Raw genomic sequence first — 23,875 nt, forward strand, 5'->3', positions numbered from 1 at the left:
GCGGAGCGCGCTCCGGGGGCCGGATGCGCGCTCCGCGAACGCCGGGACTCGCTCAGGCGGGCCCGGATAGACTGGTTGCCGCATCAACGAATGCGAGAACCTCGAGGGAGTCAGAGCAATGGTCGACGTTCGACGGGTCAAGCTTCCCGGGGTGGGGGTCTTGCACACCTTCGTCACCGCCGACGGAGGCAAGGCGGGCGTCATCACCCACCGGTCCGGGCACAGCGACCTCATCACGTTCGCCGACGAGGAAGACGGATCGGACGCCAACAAGGTCTCCCTCCGCCTGAGCGAAGACGAGGCACACACCCTCGCGGAGCTGCTCGGCGGCACCCGGATCACCGAGGGCCTCGACAAGCTCGACCAGATCCCGGGCCTGTCGATCGACTGGTTCACCGTCGACTACGACGATCACATCGCCGGGCAGCAGCTCGGCAACCTCGCCTCCCACGGCGTTGTGGGCCTCACGGTGGTCGCCGTCGTGCGGGGCGACTCGGCCAACCCGGCCCCGGCGGACGACTTCAAGGTCTTCCCGGGAGACACCCTCGTGGTGGCCGGATCGCCGGAGAAGGTCACGAAGGCCTTCAACTTCTATCGCACGGGCGAGCTGTCACTGGGGGCAAAGGCGCCTGTAGACGCTCCGCCCGGAGGCTAGCGTGCATCTGGGCGAAGAGCTCGCGATTCTCGGGGCACTCCTCCTCATCGCCTACGTTTTCGGTCGGCTCGGCAAGCTCATCGGCCTGCCCGCCATTCCCGTGTACATGCTCGTCGGCCTGCTCGCGAGCCCCCACACGGGCTGGTTCCCGCTCAACTTCGACTCCGGCCGCATCGAGCTCATCGCCATCTTCGGGCTCATCCTGCTGCTCTTCAACCTCGGTCTCGAGTTCGACCAGGACGAGTTCTTCAGCAACGCCGGCAGGCTCATCGTGTCCGGCGGCTCGTACATCCTGGTGAACATGGCCGTGGGTCTCGCCTTCGGCTTCTGGGTGGGCTGGGGCACCCGCGAGGCGCTCATCATCGCAGGCATCACCGCCACCTCGTCGAGCGCCATCGTCACGAAGCTCCTCATCGAGCTCAACCGTCTCGCCAATAAGGAGACGCCGATGATCCTCGGCGTCACCGTCGTCGAGGACATCTTCATCGCGATCTACCTGGCGATCGTCGGCGTCGTGCTGAGCAACGAGACCGCCATCTGGCCGGTGATCGGAAAGCTCGCGGTCTCGTTCCTCTTCCTCGTCGTGATGTTCACCATCGCCCGCTGGGGCGGCAAGTGGGTGTCTCGGCTGTTCCGCACGAAGGACGACGAGCTCTTCACCATCCTGTTCTTCGGCCTCGCCGTCGCCTTCGGCGGCATCGGCGAACTGCTCGGAGTGACGGATGCGATCGGCGCCTTCCTGATCGGGCTCGTTCTCGGCGCGACGAAATACCGCTCCAAGATCGAGCATCTGTCCCTGCCAATGCGGGATGTCTTCGGAGCGTTCTTCTTCCTCAACTTCGGGTTGACGCTCAACGCCTCCGAGTTCTCGACGGTGCTCATGCCGGTGCTCGGCGCCGTGCTCATGACCTTCCTTCTGAACATCATCGCCGGCCAGTTCGTGGCCTGGTTGAACAAGCTGGGTCCCCAGGCGGGCATCAACGCGACGGTGATCCTGCAGAACCGGGGCGAGTTCGCGCTCATCCTCGCCACGCTCTCGATCAGCGCGGGACTCGACAAGAGGATCGTGCCGTTCGCCGGACTCTACGTGCTGATCATGTCGATCATCGGCCCGATCCTGGCGGCCAATTCGCAGAAGATCGGCGCGGTCATCCTGCGCACCAAGAAGAAGCCCAAGCCGCAGCGGCCGATCATGGCCGAGGAGAACATCGCGCTTGTCGAGGCCGCGACCGAGGGGCTGGAACACGGCGAACCTGCGGCCGCGTCGACGGCGGCCGAACGACTGATCGAACAGGCGATGCAGCAATCGGATGAGGCCTCCGCTCGCACACGAGACCCGGAGTACTGAAGACATGTGGTCGGTAGCCCGTCGCCCGCGGTGGATCGCGGCGCTCGTCTTTGCTCTCGCCCTGGCCGCCGGTTTCGCGGCACTCGGCCAGTGGCAGTTGGCGCGGAGCGTGGCCACCGGCACGGTCATCGAGCGCGATACCGAGACGATCGTTCCGCTCACCTCGGTGGCGAAGCCGCAATCACCGGTCACCGACCGGGCGACCGCGCAGCTCGTGACAGCGACGGGCGCCTGGGTGCCGGGGGACTACGTGATCGTGAGCGACCGCCTCAACAAGGGGGTTGCCGGCTACTGGGTGGTCGGGCACTTCTCCGTCGACCGGCCGGGCGACGGCGGCCCGGTGGGGCTCGTCGCGGCCGTGGGCTGGTCGGCCACCCTGAAGGGCGCGAAGGCGGCCCTCTCGACGATCGATGCCAGCCAGGCCTCGGCTACGGTGACCGTCACCGGCCGGTACATTCCCAGTGAGAGTCCTCAGGACTCCGATTTCGAGCGCGGCAAGCTCACCACCGTCTCGCCCGGCGCGATGATCAACCTGTGGCGGCAGGCCGATCCGGCCGGTGTCTACGGCGGCTACCTGATCTCCGCCGTCCCCGCCGTCGGCCTCACCGCTATCGACTCCCCGAAGCCGTCCTCCGATGTGGAGGTCAACCTGCTCAACGTGTTCTACGCCGTCGAATGGGTCGTCTTCGCCGGCTTCGCGATCTTCCTCTGGTACCGCCTCGTGAAGGATGCCTGGGAGCGTGAGCAGGAGGAAGCGAGCGAAGTAAACTAGGGCAATGCCCCTTCGCCCCAAGGCCTCCGACGTTCCCGCCATCCGGGGAGCGCTCAAGTTCTACCGCATCTCCGCCTACGTCACCGGCACCCTGCTTCTGCTGCTCGTGCTCGAGATGCTGTTCAAGTACTCGCCGATTCACCGCGAGATCGAGCTCGGCGGCCCGAACGGCCTGATCGCGCTCGTTCCGGACGGCACCGTGCGGGCCGTCAACCTCTCCACCGGTATCCTCATCGCCCACGGCTGGCTCTACGTCGTCTACCTCTTCTGCGACTTCCGGCTCTGGAGCCTCATGCGCTGGCCGTTCAGCCGATTCATCCAGATCGCCCTCGGCGGTGTCGTGCCGTTCCTCTCCTTCATCGTCGAGCACTTCATCACTCGCCGGGTGCACCACGAACGCGCCGAGCTGGAACAGCCGGCGCCCACCACCGTCACCACCCCGGAGGCCACCAATCGTTAAGTCGACGCCGCGCGAGACCGCGCAACAGCCCGTCCTCGTCGTCGACTTCGGCGCACAATACGCCCAGCTGATCGCGCGCCGCGTGCGCGAGGCGAACGTCTACTCCGAGATCGTGCCGCACACGATCACCGCGGAGGAGGTCGCCGCCCTCAACCCCTCGGGAATCGTGCTCAGCGGTGGGCCGTCGAGCGTGTACGAGTCCGGCTCGCCCACCCTCGACCCGGGCATCCTGAAGCTCGGCGTGCCCGTGCTCGGCATCTGCTACGGATTCCAGGTGATGGCCCAGCAGCTCGGCGGCGAGGTGGCCAACACCGGGCTGCGCGAGTACGGCTCCACCGCCGTCACGCTCGCGGAGGGGGACAGCACCCTGCTCGCCGGCCAGCCGCACGCCCAGACCACGTGGATGAGCCACGGCGACTCGGTCTCCAAGGCGCCGGAGGGCTTCGCCGTGCTGGCCTCGAGCGCCTCCACCCCGGTGGCCGCGTTCGCGAGCGACGAGCGCCGGCTCTACGGCGTGCAGTGGCACCCCGAGGTGAAGCACTCCGAGTTCGGCCAGCGCGTGCTCGAGAACTTTTTGCACAACGCGGCGGGCATCCCGGCCGACTGGAACAGCGGCAGCGTCATCGCCGAACAGGTGGAGCGCATCCGCGCCCAGGTCGGCTCGTCCCGCGTCATCTGCGGGCTCTCCGGCGGTGTCGACTCCGCCGTGGCCGCGGCGATCGTGCACAAGGCGGTGGGCGACCAGCTCGTCTGCATCTTCGTGGACCACGGCCTGCTGCGCCAGGATGAGCGCCGGCAGGTGGAGGAGGACTACGTGGCCTCCACGGGCGTGCGCCTCGTCACCGTCGACGCCGTCGACCAGTTCCTCGACGCGCTCGCCGGCGTGAGCGACCCGGAGACCAAACGCAAGATCATCGGGCGCGAGTTCATCCGCTCGTTCGAGGCCGCCGCCGAGGCGCTCGTGCTCGAGGCGCAGGGCGACGGCGCCTCCATCGACTTCCTCGTGCAGGGCACCCTGTACCCGGATGTCGTGGAGTCCGGCGGAGGCACCGGAACCGCCAACATCAAGAGCCACCACAACGTGGGCGGGCTGCCGGAAGACCTGCAGTTCAAGCTCGTCGAACCCCTCCGCGCCCTCTTCAAGGACGAGGTGCGCGCCATCGGCCGCGAGCTCGGACTGCCCGAGGTGATCGTGGGCCGCCAGCCGTTCCCCGGGCCCGGTCTCGGCATCCGCATCGTGGGCGAGGTCACCCGCGACCGGCTCGAGCTCTTGCGCAAGGCGGACGCGATCGTGCGCGCCGAACTCACCGCCGCCGGCCTCGACCAGGAGATCTGGCAGTGTCCGGTGGTGCTTCTCGCCGACGTGCGCTCGGTCGGTGTGCAGGGCGACGGACGTACATACGGGCACCCGATCGTGCTGCGCCCGGTGTCATCCGAGGACGCGATGACCGCCGATTGGACGCGACTGCCCTACGACGTTCTCGCCCGCATCTCCAATCGCATCACCAACGAGGTGGCCGGCGTAAACCGGGTCGTGCTCGACGTGACGTCGAAGCCGCCGGGGACCATCGAGTGGGAGTAGTCCGGCGCGCTGCCGCTCGGGTCGGCTCGGCCAGCGGCTGCCGCTGCTCGTGGGCGGCGGCTTGTAGGCGGCAGCTTGTAGGCGGCGGCGGCGTTGCGGCGGGAGTTGCGCTCTCGCGGAGGGAGTTGCGGATGCCTGGCCGTGGCCCGCGCGACCTCGGCTCGCCCTCGCGCCAGGGGTTGTTGCTCGCGGCGGGAGAAATCGCCGGCCGCGGCGGGGAAACTGCGTGGCGGCGGGAGTCGTGACTCCCGCCGTGACGCGATTTCCCCGCCGTGAGGCGGTTTGTGCGCGCCCGTGAGGCGGTTTGTACGCAGCCGTGAGGCGGTTTTTGCAGAGCCGTGAGGCGGTTTGCACGCAGCCGTGACGCGCGGCGGCAGCGGCTAGGGCCGCGGGGGGCGGATGCCGTCCAGGGCCAGGCCGAGCACGCGCTCGCGCTGTTCGTCATCCGCGTAGGACACGGAGAGCAGCCCGGAGATCAGGAACAGCACGTCGGCGATCTCGACGTCCGCTCGCGCGTCACCGGAGGCCTGCGCCCGGGCGAGGAGCGGCTTGCCGGCCTCGAACATGGCGTACTTCGCGTTGCGGAACATGTCCGAATCCCGGTTGAGCCCGTCCAGCAGCGCTCGTTTGGTCGTGGCATAGTTGACGAATCGGCGGAGCCACGCGATCAGCGCCTCCCACGGGGGAAGCTCGCCCAGGTGTTCGGCGGCTCGGCAGAGGGCGTCCACCTCGTCGAAGTAGACGGCCTCAATGAGGCTCGCGCGGGTGGAGAAGTTGCGGTACAGGGTGGCGATGCCGACACCGGCGCGGCGCGCGATGTCCTCGAGCGAGGCATCCGGCCCGTTTGTGGCGAACGCGTCCCGTGCGGCCGCCAGCACCGACTCGAAATTGCGCCGCGCGTCGGCCCTCAGGGGGCGCGCGACGACTCCGGGCACGAGGGGCGCGTCGGTCATGGTCATCCTTGGGTTGCTAACTGGAGGGGTGCCTCCATATAATAGGAGGTACCCCTCCACTTTAGCACCGGCCGTCGAGCCGGTCACGAGCGCGAGCCGCTCTCGAAAGGAAACTATGTCCGCCCGCACCTCACCCGGGGCCACCTTCACGGTGCTCGCCCTGGCTGCCGCATCCTTCACCCTCCTGCAATCCCTCATCAACCCGGTGCTGCCCACCATCCAGCGCGACCTCGCAACCAGCCAGTCGACCGTGACCTGGGTGCTCACCGGGTGGCTGCTCTCCGCCGCCATCGCCACCCCGCTGCTCGGACGAATCGGCGACATGGCGGGCAAGCGCCGCACCCTGCTCATCGCCCTCGCCGCGATCGCGGTCGGCAACCTCGTCGCGGCGCTCGCGCCCACCATCGGGGTGCTCATCGCCGCCCGGGTTCTTCAGGGGCTCGGCGGGGCGGTCTTCCCGCTCGCCTTCGGCATCATCCGGGACGAGTTCCCCCGCGCCCGCGTCGCCTCCGCGGTGGGCGCCCTCTCCGCGATCATCGCGGTCGGGGGAGGGCTGGGCGTGGTGCTCGCCGGCCCCATCGTCGGCGCGCTGGGCTGGCGCTGGCTGTTCTGGATCCCGATGATCGTCACAAGCCTGGTGGGCGTGCTCGCCGTCCGACTCGTGCCGGAGTCGCCCGTGCGCTCGGGCGGCCGCATCAACTGGGCGGGCGCGGCGCTCCTCGCCGGCTGGCTCGTGGCCCTGCTGCTGCCGCTCAGCCAGGCGCACGCGTGGGGCTGGGGCTCGCCCATGGTGATCGGCCTGTTCGCCGTGGCGGCCATCCTGCTCGCGGCCTGGATCGTTGTCGAGTACCGCTCGGGCAACCCCGTGATCGACATGCGGATGATGCGGCTCCCCGCCGTCTGGACGGTCAACCTCGTCGCCCTCCTCTTCGGGGCCAGCATGTTCTCGGTCTATGCGTTCCTGCCCCAGTTCACCCAGACTCCCGCGAGCACCGGCTACGGTTTCGGCGCGAGCGTGACCCTGAGCGGCTTGCTGCTGCTGCCGATGCTGGTCACCATGGCGATCGCCGGCTTCGTGAGCGGCCCGCTGGCACCGGTGGTGAGCTTCAGGGCGCAGCTTGCGATCGGCTCCGCGGTGATCGCGGTCTCGTCGGCGGCGATCGTGTTCGCGCATTCGGCGCCGTGGCAGATCGCCGTGGAATCCGGGGTCTTCGGGCTCGGGCTGGGGATCGCGTACTCCGCGATGTCGAGCCTCGTCGTGCAGGCGGTGCCCGCCCACCAGACCGGGGCGGCCAGCGGAATGAACGTGAACGTGCGCACTATCGGCGGGGCGATCGGCACCGCGGTGTTCTCGACGATCGTGACCGGCAACCTGGACTCGACCGGCCTCCCGCTCGAGGCCGGCTACACGGACGGCTTCATCGTGCTCGCGGCCTTCGCGGTGGCGGCGGCCCTCGTGGCCCTGCTGGTGCCGTCGGCGGCCCGCGCCGCGGTGGCGACGGCACCGGAGGCCGAAACCGAGCCGGACCGGGACTTGCGGGTGCCGGCCGAGGTCGCCTGATCCGGCATCAGCGCACCCGGTAGCGCAGGAACACCACCCCATTGCCGAAACGGCGTTCGTCGAGCAGCTCCAGCTGCAGGCGGACGCCGTTCGGCATGAACGACGTACCGCCGCCCACCACCACGGGCGAGACGAAGAGGCGCACCTCGTCCACCAGGCCGGCGCGCAGCGCGTGGGCGGCGAGTGCCGGCCCGCCCACCGAGATGTCGCTCTCGGCCGCCTCCTTCGCCCGCCGGATCGCTTCGGGATCGAATTCGCGCTCGAGGCGGGTGCGCTCGCTCGAGACCGACTCGAGAGTCGTCGAGTAGACGACCTTGTCGGCGGCGCGCCACAGCTGCGCGTAGTCCCGCATCACCTCAGGCTCGCCCGCCACGTCCACGGTCTCCCACGCGACCATCACCTCGTACAGCCGTCGCCCGTAGAGGTAGGTGCCCACCGGTCGCTCGAGGTCGTTGACGAACCGGTGCACCTCCTCGTCCGGTGCGCTCCAGTCGAAGGTGCCGTCGGCATCCGCGACGTAGCCGTCGAGAGAGGTGATGGCGGTGTAATTCAAGTGGGCCACTTCGCACCCCGTTCCGCTGTCGTCGGCCGCTCGCTGGGTCCGACCCTAGGCAGTTGAACGTGTCGACGCAAGCCTCCGCGCTCAACGAAAAAGGGCCGTCCAGGAGGACGGCCCTTCTTTCGAATCCGACTAGCGGCGCATGATCGCGAGCAGGCGCAGGATCTCGAGGTACAGCCAGACCACGGTGACCATGATGCCGAAGGCGCCGGTCCAGCCGTAGGCACGCGGGGCGCCGCGCTGCACGCCCTTCTGGATGCTGTCGAAGTCGAGCACGAGCGAGTACGCCGCCATGATGATGACGAGCACCCCGAGGATCACGCCGAGCGGGATGCCGAATACCGGCTGGCTGCGCAGCCCGAACGCGTCGGTAGTGACGCCCGTGGCCATCAGGATCACGTTGACGACGGAGAAGACGAGGTAGCCGACCATGGCGATGAGGAAGATCTTGGTGGCCCGCTTGGAGGCGCGGATCTTGCCGCTCGCGAAGAGCGCGAGCGTCACCCCGACGACGACGAAGGTGCCGATGACCGCCTGGAGGGCGATTCCCTGGAACTGCGACTCGAAGAAGCTGGTGATGCCTCCGACGAAGATGCCCTCGACCGCCGCGTAGCTCAGCACGAGCGCGGGGGACGGCTTCTTCTTGAAGATGTTGACGAGGGCGAGCACGAAGCCCACGATCGCGGCCGGGATGGCGAGCACGGGGAAGATCCAGCCGACGGCCGCGCCGACGAGCAGGATGGCGAAGCTCACGACCACCTTGACCATCGTGTCTTCGTACGTCATCCGGTCGGTCTCGACGGGCGTGGCGGACGGCCGGCTGTACAGCTCGGTGAGCTGCTCGGCCGTCATGCCCTCGGTGCTCGGAGCAGGGGTGATCGGAAACTTCCCCGCCGTGTTCGGGCGATCGGAGAACGCTGGGGAGTTGTTGAATGCCGGATTGGATGAGGCCATGCGCCAAGATTAGCGGACCTTTACTCTGCTCTGGCTGGAGATTGGCCTCGATTTTGCTATCGAACGGCCGAGCCAGGCGGAGGCCACGAGCACGAGCGTGGCGACCGCGACGACGATGGCACCGTGACCGTACTGCGGGTAGAGCTGGCTGAGCACGAGTCCGGCCAGCACGGGCAGCACGGTGACGAGGTAGGCGATGGCGGGGCGTTGGCGAAGGTAGAGCCAGCCGACCAGGGGGATCACGAGCAGGATGCTGCCCGCGGATCCGAAGAGGAGGGATCCGACGGCGAGGGCGCTCGGCAGCGCGATCGCGACCCGGCGCGGTCCGCGGGCGGGCAGGATGATCCAGCCGGCGATGTGGGCGGCGAGGCCGCCGACCAGGAGGTACCCGGCGTAGACCGAGGCCGCCTGCACGAGGAGCCCGCCGGCGAGGATCAGGCCGATGGCGGCGGAATAGCGGCCTCCGTAGCCGCCCCAGCGCAGCGGCAACTCGCGGGCCGGCTCCCGCCAGGCGGCGGCCTGGTCAGCCACGAGGCGTGAACACGACGATGGCGACCCAGACGATGAGGGCCACCCCCACCACGGCCATGATCGCGCCGAACGCGAGCATGGCGTCCGGGCGCTTGCGTCGAGCCGGTTCCGGATCGGGCCGGATGGCGCCGGGGATGCCGTCACCGGCCTGCGCGACGCGCATCCCGCACTTGATGCAGTACTTCCACGCGGGTCGCAGCGCCTCCCCGCAGTTCGCGCATTTCCCCATGTCGTTGAGATTACCCCCAGTTCAACTGCTGTCTTTGTGCGTCCCGTACCGTGGCAGCGTGAACTCTCTCCCCCTCGTCATCGCCCACCGGGGCGCCAGCGGTTATCGGCCGGAACACACTCGCGCGGCTTACGAGCTCGCGATCGAGCAGGGTGCGGATGCGCTCGAACCAGACGTGGTCGCGTCGAAGGACGGCGTGCTGGTGATCAGGCACGAGAACGAGATCTCGGGCACCACGGATGTGGCGAGCCGGCCGGAGTTCGCCGACCGCCGGGTCACGCGCTCGATCGACGGCTCCAAGCTCACCGGCTGGTTCACCGAGGACTTCACCTGGGCAGAGCTGGCGACGCTCAACGCGCGCGAGCGGCTGCCGAAGGTGCGCCCGCACAACGACGAGGCCGCGGGGGAGCAGGGCATCCTGAGGCTCGCCGACCTGCTCGAACTCGTCGACGGCGCGCCCCGGCGGGTGGGTCTGGTGGTGGAGGTGAAGCACGCCGCCTACTTCGATTCGATCGGGCTTCCGCTCGACGTGCTGTTGGCGAGCGAGCTGAGCGCCGCCGGCTGGACGGATGACGACCGCCTCACCGTGGAGAGCTTCGAGAAGAGCGTGCTGCTGGCCGTACGGGCGCGCGGGGTCGCCGCGACGCTCGTCTACCTGATCGATGCCAAGGGTGCCCCGGCCGACGAGGTGGCCGCGAAGGGGAGGAAGGCCTCGCCATACTCCGCCTATCTCACTCGCGGCGGGCTCGCGGACCTCGCCGCGGAGGTCGACGGCATCAGCGTGCACAAGCGTTTGATCCTGCCGAAGGGGGCACCGACATCCGCCGAGGGTGCCACCGACCTCGTGGCGCGCGCGCACGATGCGGGCCTCGCGGTGTTCTGCTGGACGCTTCGGGCCGAGAATAAGTTCCTCGCGAAGCCGCTGCGGCGCGGCGATGCCGCCGAGGAGTTCGGCGACTGGCGGCGCGAGTTCGAGGTGATCTACAACACGGGAGTCGACGGGGTCTTCGCCGACCAGCCGGACCTCGCGATCGAGGTGCGTGCGGCGCTCGGGTAGCCGCAGCGTCGAAGTGGCTGTCGGGGGCGCCGCCTAGAATTGGTGCGTCATGACCTTCATCCTGGATCCCGCCGAGCCCACCGAGTCTCCGCTTCTCGCGGGGCTCAACCCGCAGCAGCGCGAGGCGGTCGAATACCGCGGGCAGGCCCTGCTCATCGTGGCCGGGGCGGGCTCGGGTAAGACGAGCGTGCTCACTCGCCGAGTCGCGAGCCTGATCGAGACGCGGGACGCCTGGCCGTCCCAGATCCTGGCGATCACCTTCACCAACAAGGCCGCCGCGGAGATGCGCGAACGCGTCGAGGCCCTGCTCGGGCAGGCCTCGCAGGGCATGTGGATCTCCACCTTCCACTCCGCGTGCGTGCGCATCCTGCGCCGCGAAGCCGAGCACTTCGGCTTCGGCAAGAACTTCACCATCTACGACTCGGCCGACTCGCGAGCCCTCATCAAGCGGATCATCAAAGACCTGGATGCCGACACCTTCGGCTTCACGGTGAGCGGCGTTGCCGGCAAGATCTCCAAGCTGAAGAACGAGTTGAGCGATGTGGAGTCCTACGCCAGGGGCGCCAACTTCAACGACCCGCAGGAGCGGGTGTTCCTCGACATCTTCCGGGAGTACACCCGCAGCCTCTCGAGCGCCAACGCCTTCGACTTCGACGACCTCATCGGGCAGACCGTCTACCTCTTCCGGGCCTTCCCGCAGGTGGCGGCCCTCTACCAGCGCCGCTTCAGGCACATCCTCGTGGACGAGTACCAGGACACCAACCACGCGCAGTACTCCCTCATCCGCGAGCTCACCCAGCCCCCGCGCACCGACCTGCTCGGCGGCGCGACGGGCTTCGACGGCTCCCTGCTCAGCAACCCGACGAAGCACCTCGAGCCGGCATCCCTCACCGTGGTCGGCGACTCCGACCAGTCCATCTACGCGTTCCGCGGCGCGGACATCCGCAACATTGTGGAGTTCGAGCGCGACTTCCCCAACTCCAAGGTCGTGCTGCTCGAGCAGAACTACCGGTCGACACAGAACATCCTGAGCGCGGCGAATGCAGTGATCTCGAACAACTTCGACCGCAAAGACAAGAAGCTGTTCACGACCATCGGCGAAGGCGACAAGATCGTCGGATTCACCGGGTACAGCCAGCACGACGAGGCGCAGTTCATCGCGGACGAGATCACCGAGCTGCACGCCCAGGGCCTCGAGTACCGCGACGTGGCCGTGTTCTACCGCACCAACGCGCAGACCCGAGCGCTGGAGGAGATCTTCATCCGCTCGGCGCTGCCCTACCGCGTGCTCGGCGGCACCAAGTTCTACGAGCGGGCCGAGATCAAGGATGCCTTCGGCTACCTCATCGCGGTGGCCAACCCGGCCGACCCGATGGCCCTGCGGCGGATTCTCAACACCCCCAAGCGCGGCATCGGCGGGGTGACCGAGGCGGCTCTGCAGAGCTATGCCGACCATCACGGCGTGACCCTGCGCGAGGCGCTGCGGCACGCGGACGAGATGGGCTTCGGCCCGAAGATCACGGGCGCGATCCTGCGGCTGGGGGCGACCCTCGACGAGGTCGCGCTCACCGCCGACACGGCTCCGGTGGCGGACATCCTCACGGCGCTGCTCACGAAGACCGGATTCGTGGAGGCGCTGCGGGCCTCGCGCGACCCGCAGGACGAGGCGCGCGCCGAGAACGTGGAGGAGCTCGTGGCGGTGACCAAGGAGTTCAACAAGAACAACCCGGAGGGAACCCTCCTCGACTTCCTCACCGAGACCTCGCTCGTGGCGGCGGCGGATGACCTCGACGACTCGAGCGGAACCGTCTCGCTCATGACGCTGCACACCGCGAAGGGGCTCGAATACGAGGCCGTGTTCCTCACCGGCATCGAGGAGGACCTGCTGCCCCACCGGATGTCCGCGAACGAGCCGGGCGGACCGGCCGAGGAGCGCCGGCTGTTCTACGTCGGCATCACCCGGGCCCGCCGCAAGCTCTACCTCTCGCTCGCCATGACGCGGGCGCAATTCGGCGATGTCTCGGTGGCGATGCCGTCGCGCTATTTGCAGGAGATCCCGCCGGAACTGATCGAGTGGCGCCAGTCGCCCGGCATGGCGAACTCGCGCGGCGGCACCCAGCCGCGCGCCCTCAACGCCCGCCGCGGCGGATTCGGCGTCGAATCGTCCGGTCCGTCGCTCGGCGCCGGCTATGCGGGCTCGGTGGGGCCCGGCGCGACCGCGCTCGCCCGTGCGGCCCGCGCCGCGCAGCCCAAGACCGAGTGGGCCAACAAGGTCACGAACACGGTGCGCGACAACGGCGACCTCACGCTCGCCGCCGGCGACCGCATCCGGCATGTGGACTTCGGCGACGGCAGGGTGACCGCCGTGACCGGTGTCGGCCCGAAGAGCGTCGCCGAGGTGCAGTTCGAGTCGGCCGGCCGCAAGCGGCTGCTCATCAAGATCAGCCCGATCGAGAAGCTCTAACGGCGAGGACGTGCCGCCGGGTCAGTGGCCCGCCAGCATGCCGACCACCCGATCGTAGGTGCCGTTCACCTCGGCGAAGCGCAGCATCCTGACGCGCTCCACGAGGATCTCCTTCGCCTCCGGCTGGCTCTCGAGCCGGTGCATGGTCTCGCTCAGGTACGCCTCGAGCGGCATCGCGGTCGGGCTGTCCTGCTGTCCAAGCAGGGTGGTCTGCACGGCGGGAGGAACGAGCTCGATGACCTGGATGGACGTGTCGGCGAGCTGGAGCCGGATGCCCTCGGTCAGCATGTGGATCGCCGCCTTTGTGGCGTTGTAGGTCGGGGTGATCGACAGGGGAACGTGCGCGAGACCCGAGGAGACCGTGACGATCGCCGAGTCCTTCGTCGCGAGGAATTCGACGAACGCGGCGATCAGCCGGATCGGTCCGAGCAGGTTGGTGCTGACCGTCCGCTCGGCGATCGCGAGGAAGTCGGCAGTGTGCACGTCTTCGACCTCCATGATCCCGGCCATGGTGATCAACACGTTTGTCTCGGGCCAGCGGGTCGTGACGGTCTGCGCCGCGCGAAGGATCGAGTCGGGATCGGTCGTGTCGAGGACGACCGTCTCGATGCCCGGGTTCTCGGCGGCGATCTGGTCGAGGAGCGCCTCGCGGCGTCCGGCGACGATCACCCGGTTGCCCGCGGCCTGGAGGCGGAGCGCCAGGCCGAGACCGAGTCCCGACGTTCCTCCGGGGATGAAGACCGTGTTGCCGCTGATGTTCATGGTGGTGTCTCTCTTTCTGGTGGGTGTGTCACCACTCTCGGCGAGGCGGCGCTGCGGCGGGAGAGGAGCGTTTGTCCATGGATTGCCGGTCCCTGTTTGCTCGAGGGCGAAGGATGGATGATTGATCAATGGACAGAACCGCTCTCGCCGACTTCCTCCGCCACCGGCGCGAGGCACTGAAGCCGAGCGATGTCGGCCTGCCGGACGGTGCCCGCCGCCGCACGAGCGGTCTGCGCCGAGAAGAGGTCGCGGCGCTCGCCGGAATGTCGACGGACTACTACGCACGAATCGAGCAGCAGCGCGGACCGCAGCCCTCCGACCAGATGCTCACGGCGATCACGCGGGCGCTTCGGCTCAGCCTCGACGAGCGGGACCATCTGTTCCGGCTTGCGGGGCACAACCCTCCGCGTCGCCTCCGACGCTCCGATCACGTGAGCCCTCCGCTGCTGCGGGTGCTCGACCGGCTGGACGACAGTCCGGCGATGGTGCTCTCCGATCTCGGCGTCACCCTCGCACAAAACCGACTCGCGATCGCCCTGCTCGGCGATCATTCCCGGTTCACCGGCCTCGCCGCGAGCGACTACTACCGCTGGTTCACCGATCCCTCGGAGCGGGCTCGCTACCCCGTCGAGGACCGGGAGCGCCAGGGCATCATCCGCGCGGCTGGCTTGCGCGCCGCGCTCTCGATGGGCGGACCGGATGCCCGGGCCGAGCGGATGGTCGCCGCCCTGACCGCGGAGAGCCCCGCCTTCGTCGACGCCTGGGAACGTCACGAGGTCGCGACCCGGTTCGACGACCACAAGACCATCATTCATCCCGAACTCGGCTCGATCGAGCTCGACTGCCAGGCGCTGTTCACCGAGGACCAGTCCCAGACCCTGATCGTGCTCACGGCGAAGCCGGGCACCGCCGGTTACGACAAGCTGCAGCTTCTCGGGGTCGTCGGCTCACAGGAGTTCTCCGAGCACCAGTAAACGACCACCTGTAAATCCGCTGGGTCGGGCCGAATTTGAGGAATGCGATCCGGTCTCCCCGGGTTCGGGTCAGGGTGCCCAATGCCGCGCGCCGATTCAGTCATTGTCAGAAAGCGGTGTCATGGAACTCTTCTCGCCTACTCGTCTCGGGGCCCTCGCCCTCTCCAACCGCGTCGTGATGGCGCCCCTTACCCGGCTGCGCGCGGGGGATGCCGGCGTGCCGAACGACCTGCTCGTCGAGCACTACCGGCAGCGCGCGACCACCGGTCTGATCGTCACCGAAGGCACCTACCCGACCCCGAACAGCCGCGCCTACCCCGGCCAGCCGGGAATCGTCACCGCCGAGCAGATCGCCGGCTGGCGCCGGGTCACCGAGGCGGTGCACGCGGAGGGCGGTGTCATCGTGATGCAGATCATGCACAGCGGCCGCATGTCGCATCCCGAGATCACCGGGGGCCTCACTCCGGTGGCTCCGAGCGCGATCGCGATCGACGGCGAGACCCACACGCCTCTCGGTAAGAAGCCCTTCGCCGAGCCGCGCGCGCTTCTGACCGACGAACTGCCCGCGGTGACTGCCGAGATCGTGCAGGCCGCCCGCAATGCGATCGAGGCCGGTTTCGACGGGGTCGAGGTGCATTCCGCCAACGGCTACCTGCTTCACCAATTCCTCTCCCCCGTGTCGAATGTGCGCACCGACGCCTACGGCGGTTCGCCCGCGAACCGCGCCCGCTTCGGCATCGAGACCGTCACGGCTGTGGCCGAGGCCATCGGCGCGGATCGGGTGGGCATCCGAATCTCGCCCTCTCACAACATCCAGGACGTCTTCGAGACGGACGAGGCGGAGACCAGGGCGACCTACGAGGCGCTCGTCGACGGCATCGCCCCTCTCGGGCTCGCCTACCTCAGCGTGCTTCACGGTGACCCCGCGGGAGAGCTCGTGCAAGACCTGCGCGCCCGGTTCGGTGGACCGCTCATGGTCAACAGCGGATTCGGCCAACTGACCACCCGTGACGAGGCGATGGACATCGTGAGCGCGAAGCGCGCGGATGTCGTCGCCGTCGGCCGCCAGGTGATCGCGAACCCCGACCTGGTCGCACGCTGGCGAGACGACCGCGAGCTCAACGAGCCGAATCCGAGCACCTTCTATGGCCCCACCGCGGAGGGCTACACGGACTATCCCGCGCTGGCGAGCTGAGTGATGCGTTCGGCTATCTGACCGCGGTGGCCGACCCGGCCGCTCATCAAGATCAGCCCGATCGAGAGGCTCTACCCCGCGAAAAACGACGTGTAGCGCTTCGTCGCGCGCTCCAGGGCGGCGGTGTTTGACGCGGAGAGACCCGTGAACGGCTCGGGCGTGACCGTGATGGACGCCCCGCGGAACGCCCGCTTCCAGGTTCCGACGACCCGGCCGTTGACCACGATCGTCGGGAGGAAGATCCCGTTGTTGCCCGGCACGATCTTCGCGCTGTGCTCCTCCGCGAGGGGGAGGTCGCGGGCCTGGTAGCCGAGCAGGTATTCGTCGAAGCCCGGAAGCATCGAGAGCGCGGGCCAGCGCGCTGGGTCGGGAGATCCCGCGAGCCGCCAATAGGCAGTTCCCTCGTGGCTGAGCTGCTCGAGCGCATCGCCGGCGAGCGCGATGCCGGCCCTGAGATCGGCGATGGTGCCCTTCGCCCACCAGGCCAGGTCTCTGAGCGTCGCTGGCCCGTGCCCGGTGAAGTAGCGCACGACCAGCTCGCGCAGGGCCTCGTCGCGACCCAGGACCCGGGGCGACTGCACCCACTCGTCGACGAGTACGAGCCCCTGCTGGGTGCCGAGGGGTGGCCCCCAGCACACGACCCCGGTCTGGGCGAGCACCCAGATGATGTGCACGCCGCGCTGTGCGGTGGTGCGGATGCCGTGGCCCTCGAGCATGGCGAAGTAGTCGTCGCGGCCGAGCATCCGGCCTCCCTCCAGCGCCGCCACGGTGAGATCGCGCGCCTCGGACAGGGAGGCGTCGTCGAGCTCGAGCATGCGGTGCCGGGCCGCCGCCGCGCTCAGTGCGCGATGGGCGGATATTCCGAGCATCCAGCCGAGGTCCTCGGCCGGCACGAACATCAGCGTTCCGCGGAATGGCCAGGAGCGCACGACATCGCCGGACCGCAGGGCGTCTAGCACCGAGGACCTCGTCGAGCCGGGCGACCGCACCCCGATGGCCCAGAGCGCCTGGGCGAAGTCCTGGGCCTGGGTGGCGAGCATGTGCGTGACGACCGCGGCGGGCGCCAGCGACGGGCCGCCGATCAGCTGGCTCGCGAGCCGCATGCGTAGCACGTCGTTTGCACTCACCGCCGTGGCCATACGCGCAAGTATGCCGAAGACCACTGTCGCCCGTTGCTTCCCCTTCCGCTGTTACCCCCTGTGGTCACTCGTTCCTGTAGTCACCCCTTCCGCCTCACCCCTTCCGAAATCCATGCATTCCTGATCAACACGCCGCACAACCAAGCACCTGAACGGCGTGTCGGCACGAAATGCATGGATTTCGGAAGGAGAAGAGGAGGCCCGCGGGGGAGTGGGTCAGCCGAGCGCTCGGAGGTAGTGGTTCTTGGGCCAGTGCCGGATGCCGCGGGGGAGCCGCGGGTACGCGAACGCCGTCACCCGCAGGAAGCGGTCGAAGCGCCGGGCGCGCCGGGCGCCCCACGGGAGCCCGTAGGCCGTGCGGAGCTCCGCCGGCAACAGGCCGGCCGTCACCAACCGGGCAGCCGGCATCACCGCGCGAAGCCAGAACGGACCGGTCTTCGGATGCAGCAGCTGGCGGCAGACGCCGCGGGCCGCGTCATCCACCCGAAGTTCCGCGAGACGAGAGTCCCAATAGGCGCGGAAGGCCTCACGGTCGGGCGGCCAGAGCTCGGGCGGCATGCCCAGGGCGGTGCCGACCACGGCGTATTCGCGGTAGACCTCGTCGGCATCCGCATCGCTCAGGGGCCCGAAGATGCGCGCGTGCAGCACGGTCGCGGTGTCGTAGAGCGTGGCGGCGACCCACAGTTGCAGGCGGGGTTCGGCGGCGTCGTAGCGGGCGGAACGCACCGGCTCGTGGGCCCGGTGCACCATCGCGGTGACCTTGGCAACCTGCGCCGGCGTTCCGAACACGAGCGCGTAGACATAGGTGAGCGTGTTGCGCAGGCGCCGGAGCGGGTCGGCCGCGAAGCTGCTGTGCTCGGCCACCGCATGCCCGATCGCGGGGTCGGCGAGCTGCAGCAGGATGGCCCTGCCGCCGCCGGCGAGCAGCACGCCTTCGCCGCCGAGATCGATGAGTGGCATGGAACCATTGTGCGGCGCGGTACGGCGACCGACGTAAGAACCGGAGAAGTTTCACGCCCGCTGCCCGCCGTACGGCGAGCCGACAGGTGAGCCGAGAGTAGAGTTCTTGGTGGCCCAAGTGTCTTGACGTCGAACTATCTCGGCGTCGAGACAATGCGGCGAACGACAGTGCCCAGAGCGACAGCGCATGCGAACACCGGTGCGCCGACGGCTCAGTGGCCCATCAGACAAACGACCTGCGGATTGGACAAGCAGCGTGGATCTTTTCGAGTATCAGGCAAGAGACCTTTTCGAGTCATACGGAGTGCCTGTTCTGGCCGGCATCATCGCCGACACCCCGGACGAGGTCCGGGCGGCGGCGGAGAAGCTCGGCGGAACCGTCGTCGTCAAGGCACAGGTCAAGGCCGGCGGCCGCGGCAAGGCGGGTGGCGTGAAGGTGGCGCACAATCCGGATGACGCGGCAACCGCCTCCGAGGCCATCTTCGGCCTCGACATCAAGGGCCACACCGTCAAGCGCGTGATGGTGGCAGCTGGCGCCCGCATCAAGGAGGAGTACTACTTCTCGGTGCTGCTCGACCGGGCCAACCGCTCGTACCTCTCCCTCTCGAGCTTCGAGGGCGGCATGGAGATCGAGGAGCTGGCCGTGGAGCGCCCGGAGGCCCTCGCCCGCATCGAGGTGGACCCGCTGGTCGGCATCGACCTCGCCAAGGCCACCGAGATCGCGATCGCCGCGAAGTTCCCGGCCGAGATCGTGGACAAGGTCGCCCCCGTCTTCGTGAAGCTCTACGAGGTCTACAAGGGCGAGGATGCCACCCTCGTCGAGGTCAACCCGCTCGTGCTCACCGAGGACGGCGACATCGTGGCCCTCGACGGCAAGGTCTCGCTCGACGAGAACGCCGAATTCCGTCACGCGAACCACGAGGCGCTCGTCGACTCCGGCGCCGAAGACCCGCTCGAGGCCAAGGCCAAGCGGCTCGGCCTCAACTACGTCAAGCTCGACGGCGAGGTCGGCGTGATCGGCAACGGTGCCGGGCTGGTCATGTCCACTCTCGACGTGGTGAGCTACGCGGGCGAGAAGTGGGGCGGCGCCAAGCCGGCCAACTTCCTCGACATCGGGGGCGGGGCATCCGCCGAGGTGATGGCGAACGGCCTCGACGTGATCCTGGGCGACGCCCAGGTCAAGAGCGTCTTCGTGAACGTCTTCGGCGGGATCACCTCCTGCGATGCGGTGGCGAACGGCATCGTCGGCGCCCTCAAGACCCTCGGGTCCACGGCGAGCAAGCCGCTCGTGGTGCGCCTCGACGGCAACAAGGTGGAGGAGGGTCGCCAGATCCTGGCCGACTACAACCACCCACTCGTCTCGCTCGCAGACACCATGGACGAAGGCGCCGACAAGGCCGCCGAGTTGGCTTCGAAGTAAGGGCGCGGAACAATGTCTATCTTTCTGAACAAGGATTCCAAGGTCATCGTGCAGGGCATCACCGGGGGTGAGGGCACCAAGCACACCGCCCTCATGCTCAAGGCCGGCACGCAGGTCGTCGGAGGCGTCAACGCCCGCAAGGCCGGCACCACCGTCACCCACGGCGACGTCGAGCTGCCGGTATTCGGCACCGTGGCCGAGGCCATCGAGAAGACCGGCGCCGACGTGTCGATCGTCTTCGTGCCGCCGGCCTTCGCCAAGGATGCCGTGCTCGAAGCCATCGAGGCCGAGATCCCGCTGGTCGTCGTGATCACCGAGGGCATCCCCATCCAGGACTCGGCCGAGTTCTGGGCCACGGCCAAGGCCAAGGGCGGCACCACCCGCATCATCGGGCCGAACTGCCCGGGCATCATCACCCCCGGCGAGTCCCTCGTGGGCATCACGCCGGCCACGATCACGGGCAAGGGGCCGATCGGCCTCGTCTCGAAGTCGGGAACCCTCACTTACCAGATGATGTATGAGCTGCGCGACCTGGGCTTCTCGACCGCGATCGGCATCGGCGGCGACCCGATCATTGGCACCACCCACATCGACGCCCTCGCGGCGTTCGAGGCGGACCCCGAGACCAAGGCGATCGTGATGATCGGCGAGATCGGCGGGGACGCTGAGGAGCGTGCTGCCGACTACATCAAGGCGCACGTGACCAAGCCCGTCGTGGGCTACGTCGCCGGATTCACCGCACCGGAAGGCAAGACGATGGGCCACGCCGGCGCGATCGTGTCCTCCGGGGCCGGCACCGCGCAGGGCAAGAAGGAGGCCCTCGAGGCCGCCGGGGTCAAGGTCGGCAAGACGCCGAGCGAGACCGCCACCCTCATGCGCGAGGTGCTCGCGAGCCTGTAGCCTCGGGCCGCCGAAGGCAACAGTGCCCCCGTCGTGTGAGCGACGGGGGCACAGTGGGTTGTGCGGGACGGACCCCTCCACCCACTGTTTCCTCACGTTTGTGGCGCGCGGGCGGCGCGCGGTCTAGCGTTGTAGTGAACTGTCGCCTTACCCTGCGACAGCGCTCTGCGGCATCGGTGCCGGGAGGCCGGAGCGAGAGAACTCGAGGAAGAGGTTTCATCGTGAAGAAGCTCATCAATGACCCGTCGAATGTGCTTGCCGACTCGCTGGTCGGCGTCGCGGCGGCCCATCCGGAACTCAACGTCGACCACGTGAACCGCATCATCTACCGGGGCGAGAAGACCAGGGCGGGCAAGGTCGGGCTCATCTCCGGCGGCGGGTCTGGGCATGAGCCTCTGCACGGAGGATTCGTCGGTCTCGGGATGCTCGACGCGGCGTGCGCCGGCGAGGTGTTCACGTCCCCCACGCCGGACCAGATGCAGGAGGCGACCAAGGTCGTCGACGCGGGCGCCGGCGTGCTCCACATCGTGAAGAACTACACCGGCGACGTGATGAACTTCGAGATGGCCGCCGAGCTGGCGGAGGCGGAGTCCGGCATCAAGGTGGAGTCCGTGGTGACCAACGACGACGTCGCGGTGGAGGACTCCACCTGGACGGCGGGCCGCCGAGGCGTCGGCGTGACGGTGCTGCTCGAGAAGATCGTCGGTGCGGCGGCGGAAGAGGGCCGCGACCTCACGAGCGTCGCCGACCTCGCCCGTCGGGTGAATGCCGCCGGGCGCTCCATGGGGATGGCCCTCACGAGCTGCACGGTGCCGTCGGCGGGCAAGCCCACCTTCGACCTGCCGGACGACATGATGGAGATGGGCGTCGGCATCCACGGCGAGCCCGGGCGCCACCGCGTGCCGCTCGCCGGGGCCGCCGAGATCGCCCGTCAGCTCGTGGAACCGATCCTCGCGGACCTCGACTTCACGGGAGGCCCCAACATCGTGATGCTCAACGGCATGGGCGGCTCTCCCCTCATCGAGCTCTACCTGATGTACGGAGAGGTCAAGAAGCTTCTCGACGCCGCCGGGGTCCAGGTCGCCCGCAACCTCGTGGGCAACTACATCACCTCGCTCGACATGGCCGGATGCTCCGTGACGCTGCTCAAGGCGGACGACGAGATCCTCACCCTGTGGGACGCCCCGGTGAACACCGCCGGCCTGCGCTGGGGGGTCTAGGCGCCATGGGCGACGGCACCGCATCCCTCCCGCAGCTTCTCGACTGGCTCTCGCGTTTCAGCGCGCTCGTCACCGAGAACCGCACCTATCTCACGGAGCTCGACTCGGCGATCGGCGATGCCGACCACGGGGTGAACATGGTGAGAGGCATGACCGCGGTCATGGAGAAGATCGGTGCCGCCCCGCCCGAGGCGGTCGACGCGCTGTTCAAGACGGTGGGCATGACCATGGTGAGCACCGTCGGCGGCGCGAGTGGCCCGCTCTACGGAACCTTCTTCCTCCGTTTCGGAACGACGGCCGGGGCCGTGACCGAGCTCGACGGCGCCGCCCTCGCGGCGGCGCTCCGAGCCGGTTTCGAGGGCGTCATCGCCCGCGGCAAGGCCGAGCTCAACGACAAGACCATGGTGGACGCGATGTCGCCGGCCATCGACGCGCTCGACGCGGCCGTGGCGGGCGGCGCGAGCGTGTCCGATGCGGCCGCGGCCGCGTTCTCCGCCGCAGAGGCCGGCCGCGAGGCGACCATCCCGCTCGTGGCGCGCAAGGGGCGGGCCAGCTATCTCGGCGAGCGAAGCGCCGGTCACCTCGACCCGGGGGCGACATCCACCGCGATGCTGTTCCAGTCGCTGGCGGGGGCACTCGCCGGCTGACCGGGGCGGCCGCACCACGAGTTCGGCCGGGAGATTGCCGGAACGCCGCGCGGGCGGGCCGGTCGGCGTGCGAGGCGCGGGTAGGCTCCCACCGGTATGAATCGTCCGCTCACCACTCTCTTCGCCGCTCTCGAGGCGCTCCTCGTCGTGGGTATCGGCATCGGCATCTCCCTCGTGCCGCTGACGATCCTCTGGGCGTTCCAGTACGGCCTGCAGATCGACTGGATCGTGTTCTGGCGCGCGGCAGCCGACATCTGGCTGCTGGGCTCCGGTGTGGACGTCACGATGACGCTCAACCCGGTGATCGCCGCGAGCCTCGGGTTCGCGGGGGCCGGCGCCCCGTTCATCCTCTCCATCGCCCCCCTCGGGTTCGCCCTGCTGACGGTGCTGCTCGGGGCGCGGGCGGGGCGCAGGATCGGGGAGATCCCGCACAACTACCTCGGCATCCTCGCGGCGATCGTGACGTTCGGCGTGCTCTCGCTGGGCGTCACCCTCAGCACCCTCACCGCGTCGGCGAGGCCGTCGATCTGGCAGGGCGCGCTCCTGCCCACCATCGTCTTCGCGATCGGGTTGTTCGTGGGACTCGTGCTCGGCTCGCGCACGTCGGTGGCGGTTCGGGGCACGGCATCCGGGCGCTCCCTCCTGGACCGTCTGGGCGGCCGCCCGCGATCCCGCGCCGTCGCGACGGCGGCACTCACCGGGGGTCTCGGGGCGGCCTCCGTGGTGCTGGCGGTGTCGGCCGTGCTCGTGGCCGTGCTGCTGCTGCTGAGCTACGCCAGGATCATCTCGCTCTACGAGGGGGTGCACGCGGCGGTGCTCGGCGGCATCGCGATCACAGTGGGACAGCTCGCCTTCCTGCCGAACCTCGTGATCTGGGCCGCGTCGTGGCTTGTCGGACCCGGATTCTCGATCGGCACCGGTTCGGCGGTGAGCCCGCTCGGCACGAGCCTCGGGCCGATCCCGGCCATCCCCATCCTGGGCGCGCTGCCGAGCGGGCAGTTCGCGTGGGGTTTTCTCGGTCTCCTCATTCCGGTTCTGGCCGGCTTCCTCGCCGCGATCCTGGCGCGCCCGCGGCTCGTCGCGGCGCTCGACGCCCGTCCGTCGGCCGGGATCCTGATCGGCACCGGCCTGCTCATCGGGGTGGTCGGAGGCGTCGCGCTCGGTCTCCTCGCCTGGGCGTCGGCCGGCGCCGCCGGGCCGGGCAGGCTCGTGGATGTCGGCCCGTCGCCGTTGCTCGTCGGCGCGTTCGCGGCGCTCGAATTCGGTGTGGCGGCCGTGATCGGCCTGCTGGTCGGCCGCCCGCCACGACCCTGACGGGGGCTCGCCCGATCGCGCCCGCCCGCGTTTCTCCGGAGCCGCGCTTCTCCGCAGTCGCGCTTCTCCGGAGGTTCGGCCTCTGGAGGGCGTTTTCGGCCCGGTAGGAGCCCGAACCGCCCGTTTTGGACGCAGACTTCCGGAGAAGCGCGGGTTGAGATACGCAGACCTCCGGAGAAACGCGAGTAGGGGAGGCCCCGGGCGGGATGCGACCGCGAC

General features: G+C 68.9%; 23 protein-coding genes. 15 read left to right on the top strand and 8 right to left on the bottom strand.

Translation table 11 applies throughout. The features are described from left to right. The first annotated feature begins 118 nt into the window (after nt 1–118). From ACHZD8_RS13980 to guaA, 5 genes are read left to right on the top strand one after another with little or no spacing between them, the layout of a single operon-like run. Nucleotides 119–655, top strand: coding sequence for a cation:proton antiporter regulatory subunit (locus ACHZD8_RS13980; protein ID WP_147783426.1), 537 nt, complete (start codon nt 119–121; stop codon nt 653–655). Between the two features lies 1 nt (nt 656). Continuing rightward, nucleotides 657–2,003, top strand: coding sequence for a cation:proton antiporter (locus tag ACHZD8_RS13985; protein WP_394771041.1), 1,347 nt, complete (start codon nt 657–659; stop codon nt 2,001–2,003). A gap of 4 nt (nt 2,004–2,007) precedes the next feature. Further along, entirely contained in the window at nt 2,008–2,775 is a 768-nt protein-coding gene (locus ACHZD8_RS13990; protein ID WP_394771042.1) for an SURF1 family cytochrome oxidase biogenesis protein, read from the top strand. 4 nt (nt 2,776–2,779) lie between these two features. Then, a complete protein-coding gene (locus tag ACHZD8_RS13995; RefSeq protein WP_394771043.1) occupies nt 2,780–3,235 on the top strand; it encodes a DUF3817 domain-containing protein in 456 nt (151 codons plus the stop codon). Beyond that, a complete protein-coding gene (guaA, locus tag ACHZD8_RS14000; RefSeq protein WP_394771066.1) occupies nt 3,228–4,817 on the top strand; it encodes a glutamine-hydrolyzing GMP synthase in 1,590 nt (529 codons plus the stop codon). The genes ACHZD8_RS13995 and guaA overlap by 8 nt, the downstream gene beginning before the upstream one ends. A 380-nt stretch (nt 4,818–5,197) precedes the next feature. Here the strand turns inward: guaA and ACHZD8_RS14005 are convergent, their stop codons facing one another. Continuing rightward, nucleotides 5,198–5,770 carry a TetR/AcrR family transcriptional regulator gene (locus ACHZD8_RS14005; RefSeq protein ID WP_394771044.1) on the bottom strand — a complete coding sequence of 191 codons (573 nt, stop codon included), beginning with the start codon at nt 5,768–5,770 and terminating at the stop codon, nt 5,198–5,200. 115 nt (nt 5,771–5,885) lie between these two features. Here ACHZD8_RS14005 and ACHZD8_RS14010 point away from each other — a divergent pair, with 115 nt between their 5' ends. Next, nucleotides 5,886–7,331 carry an MFS transporter gene (locus tag ACHZD8_RS14010; RefSeq protein WP_394771045.1) on the top strand — a complete coding sequence of 482 codons (1,446 nt, stop codon included), beginning with the start codon at nt 5,886–5,888 and terminating at the stop codon, nt 7,329–7,331. A 7-nt stretch (nt 7,332–7,338) separates the two neighbouring features. Here the strand turns inward: ACHZD8_RS14010 and ACHZD8_RS14015 are convergent, their stop codons facing one another. The 4 genes from ACHZD8_RS14015 to ACHZD8_RS14030 all read right to left on the bottom strand — a co-directional run bounded on the left by ACHZD8_RS14015 (nt 7,339) and on the right by ACHZD8_RS14030 (nt 9,604). Next, complete coding sequence (locus tag ACHZD8_RS14015; protein WP_394771046.1) at nt 7,339–7,893, bottom strand: dihydrofolate reductase family protein; 555 nt, start codon at nt 7,891–7,893, stop codon at nt 7,339–7,341. A 129-nt stretch (nt 7,894–8,022) separates the two neighbouring features. Then, complete coding sequence (locus ACHZD8_RS14020; RefSeq protein ID WP_394771047.1) at nt 8,023–8,844, bottom strand: Bax inhibitor-1/YccA family protein; 822 nt, start codon at nt 8,842–8,844, stop codon at nt 8,023–8,025. A gap of 9 nt (nt 8,845–8,853) precedes the next feature. After that, nucleotides 8,854–9,375, bottom strand: coding sequence for a hypothetical protein (locus ACHZD8_RS14025; RefSeq protein WP_394771048.1), 522 nt, complete (start codon nt 9,373–9,375; stop codon nt 8,854–8,856). Then, complete coding sequence (locus ACHZD8_RS14030) at nt 9,368–9,604, bottom strand: zinc ribbon domain-containing protein (protein ID WP_394771049.1); 237 nt, start codon at nt 9,602–9,604, stop codon at nt 9,368–9,370. Before ACHZD8_RS14030 ends, ACHZD8_RS14025 begins: the two co-directional genes overlap by 8 nt. Before the next feature lie 58 nt (nt 9,605–9,662). On the opposite strand from ACHZD8_RS14030, the gene ACHZD8_RS14035 reads away from it, so the two are divergent. Beyond that, complete coding sequence (locus ACHZD8_RS14035; protein WP_394771050.1) at nt 9,663–10,661, top strand: glycerophosphodiester phosphodiesterase family protein; 999 nt, start codon at nt 9,663–9,665, stop codon at nt 10,659–10,661. Between the two features lie 49 nt (nt 10,662–10,710). Further along, nucleotides 10,711–13,125, top strand: a complete 2,415-nt coding sequence (locus tag ACHZD8_RS14040; protein ID WP_394771051.1) for an ATP-dependent helicase — start codon at nt 10,711–10,713, stop codon at nt 13,123–13,125. Between the two features lie 21 nt (nt 13,126–13,146). Here the strand turns inward: ACHZD8_RS14040 and ACHZD8_RS14045 are convergent, their stop codons facing one another. Then, nucleotides 13,147–13,887 (bottom strand): SDR family oxidoreductase, encoded by a 741-nt coding sequence (locus ACHZD8_RS14045; RefSeq protein WP_394771052.1) that lies wholly within the window; start codon nt 13,885–13,887, stop codon nt 13,147–13,149. Between the two features lie 128 nt (nt 13,888–14,015). Here ACHZD8_RS14045 and ACHZD8_RS14050 point away from each other — a divergent pair, with 128 nt between their 5' ends. Next, the gene (locus ACHZD8_RS14050) at nt 14,016–14,861 is read left to right on the top strand and encodes a helix-turn-helix transcriptional regulator (RefSeq protein ID WP_394771053.1); all 846 of its coding nucleotides are present in this window, start codon (nt 14,016–14,018) and stop codon (nt 14,859–14,861) included. 121 nt (nt 14,862–14,982) lie between these two features. Next, entirely contained in the window at nt 14,983–16,056 is a 1,074-nt protein-coding gene (locus ACHZD8_RS14055) for an alkene reductase (protein ID WP_394771054.1), read from the top strand. Between the two features lie 71 nt (nt 16,057–16,127). Here the strand turns inward: ACHZD8_RS14055 and ACHZD8_RS14060 are convergent, their stop codons facing one another. Both ACHZD8_RS14060 and ACHZD8_RS14065 read right to left on the bottom strand, forming a co-directional pair. After that, complete coding sequence (locus tag ACHZD8_RS14060; RefSeq protein ID WP_394771055.1) at nt 16,128–17,195, bottom strand: winged helix DNA-binding domain-containing protein; 1,068 nt, start codon at nt 17,193–17,195, stop codon at nt 16,128–16,130. Nucleotides 17,196–17,411: 216 nt separating this feature from the next. Continuing rightward, complete coding sequence (locus ACHZD8_RS14065; protein ID WP_394771056.1) at nt 17,412–18,155, bottom strand: oxygenase MpaB family protein; 744 nt, start codon at nt 18,153–18,155, stop codon at nt 17,412–17,414. A gap of 256 nt (nt 18,156–18,411) precedes the next feature. Between ACHZD8_RS14065 and sucC the strand changes: the two genes are divergently transcribed. The 5 genes from sucC to ACHZD8_RS14090 all read left to right on the top strand — a co-directional run bounded on the left by sucC (nt 18,412) and on the right by ACHZD8_RS14090 (nt 23,656). Further along, nucleotides 18,412–19,575 carry an ADP-forming succinate--CoA ligase subunit beta gene (gene sucC / locus ACHZD8_RS14070; protein ID WP_394771057.1) on the top strand — a complete coding sequence of 388 codons (1,164 nt, stop codon included), beginning with the start codon at nt 18,412–18,414 and terminating at the stop codon, nt 19,573–19,575. Nucleotides 19,576–19,587: 12 nt separating this feature from the next. Continuing rightward, complete coding sequence (sucD, locus tag ACHZD8_RS14075) at nt 19,588–20,475, top strand: succinate--CoA ligase subunit alpha (RefSeq protein WP_394771058.1); 888 nt, start codon at nt 19,588–19,590, stop codon at nt 20,473–20,475. Between the two features lie 221 nt (nt 20,476–20,696). Next, nucleotides 20,697–21,695, top strand: a complete 999-nt coding sequence (gene dhaK, locus ACHZD8_RS14080) for a dihydroxyacetone kinase subunit DhaK (RefSeq protein ID WP_394771059.1) — start codon at nt 20,697–20,699, stop codon at nt 21,693–21,695. A 5-nt stretch (nt 21,696–21,700) separates the two neighbouring features. Further along, on the top strand, nt 21,701–22,342 hold the full coding sequence (dhaL, locus tag ACHZD8_RS14085) for a dihydroxyacetone kinase subunit DhaL (RefSeq protein ID WP_394771060.1): 642 nt from the start codon (nt 21,701–21,703) through the stop codon (nt 22,340–22,342). A gap of 96 nt (nt 22,343–22,438) precedes the next feature. Then, nucleotides 22,439–23,656, top strand: coding sequence for a DUF6350 family protein (locus ACHZD8_RS14090; RefSeq protein WP_394771061.1), 1,218 nt, complete (start codon nt 22,439–22,441; stop codon nt 23,654–23,656). The last annotated feature ends 219 nt before the right edge of the window (nt 23,657–23,875 follow it).

Origin of the sequence: Lacisediminihabitans sp., from assembly GCF_043726815.1 — a bacterium.
GTDB lineage: Bacteria > Actinomycetota > Actinomycetes > Actinomycetales > Microbacteriaceae > Lacisediminihabitans.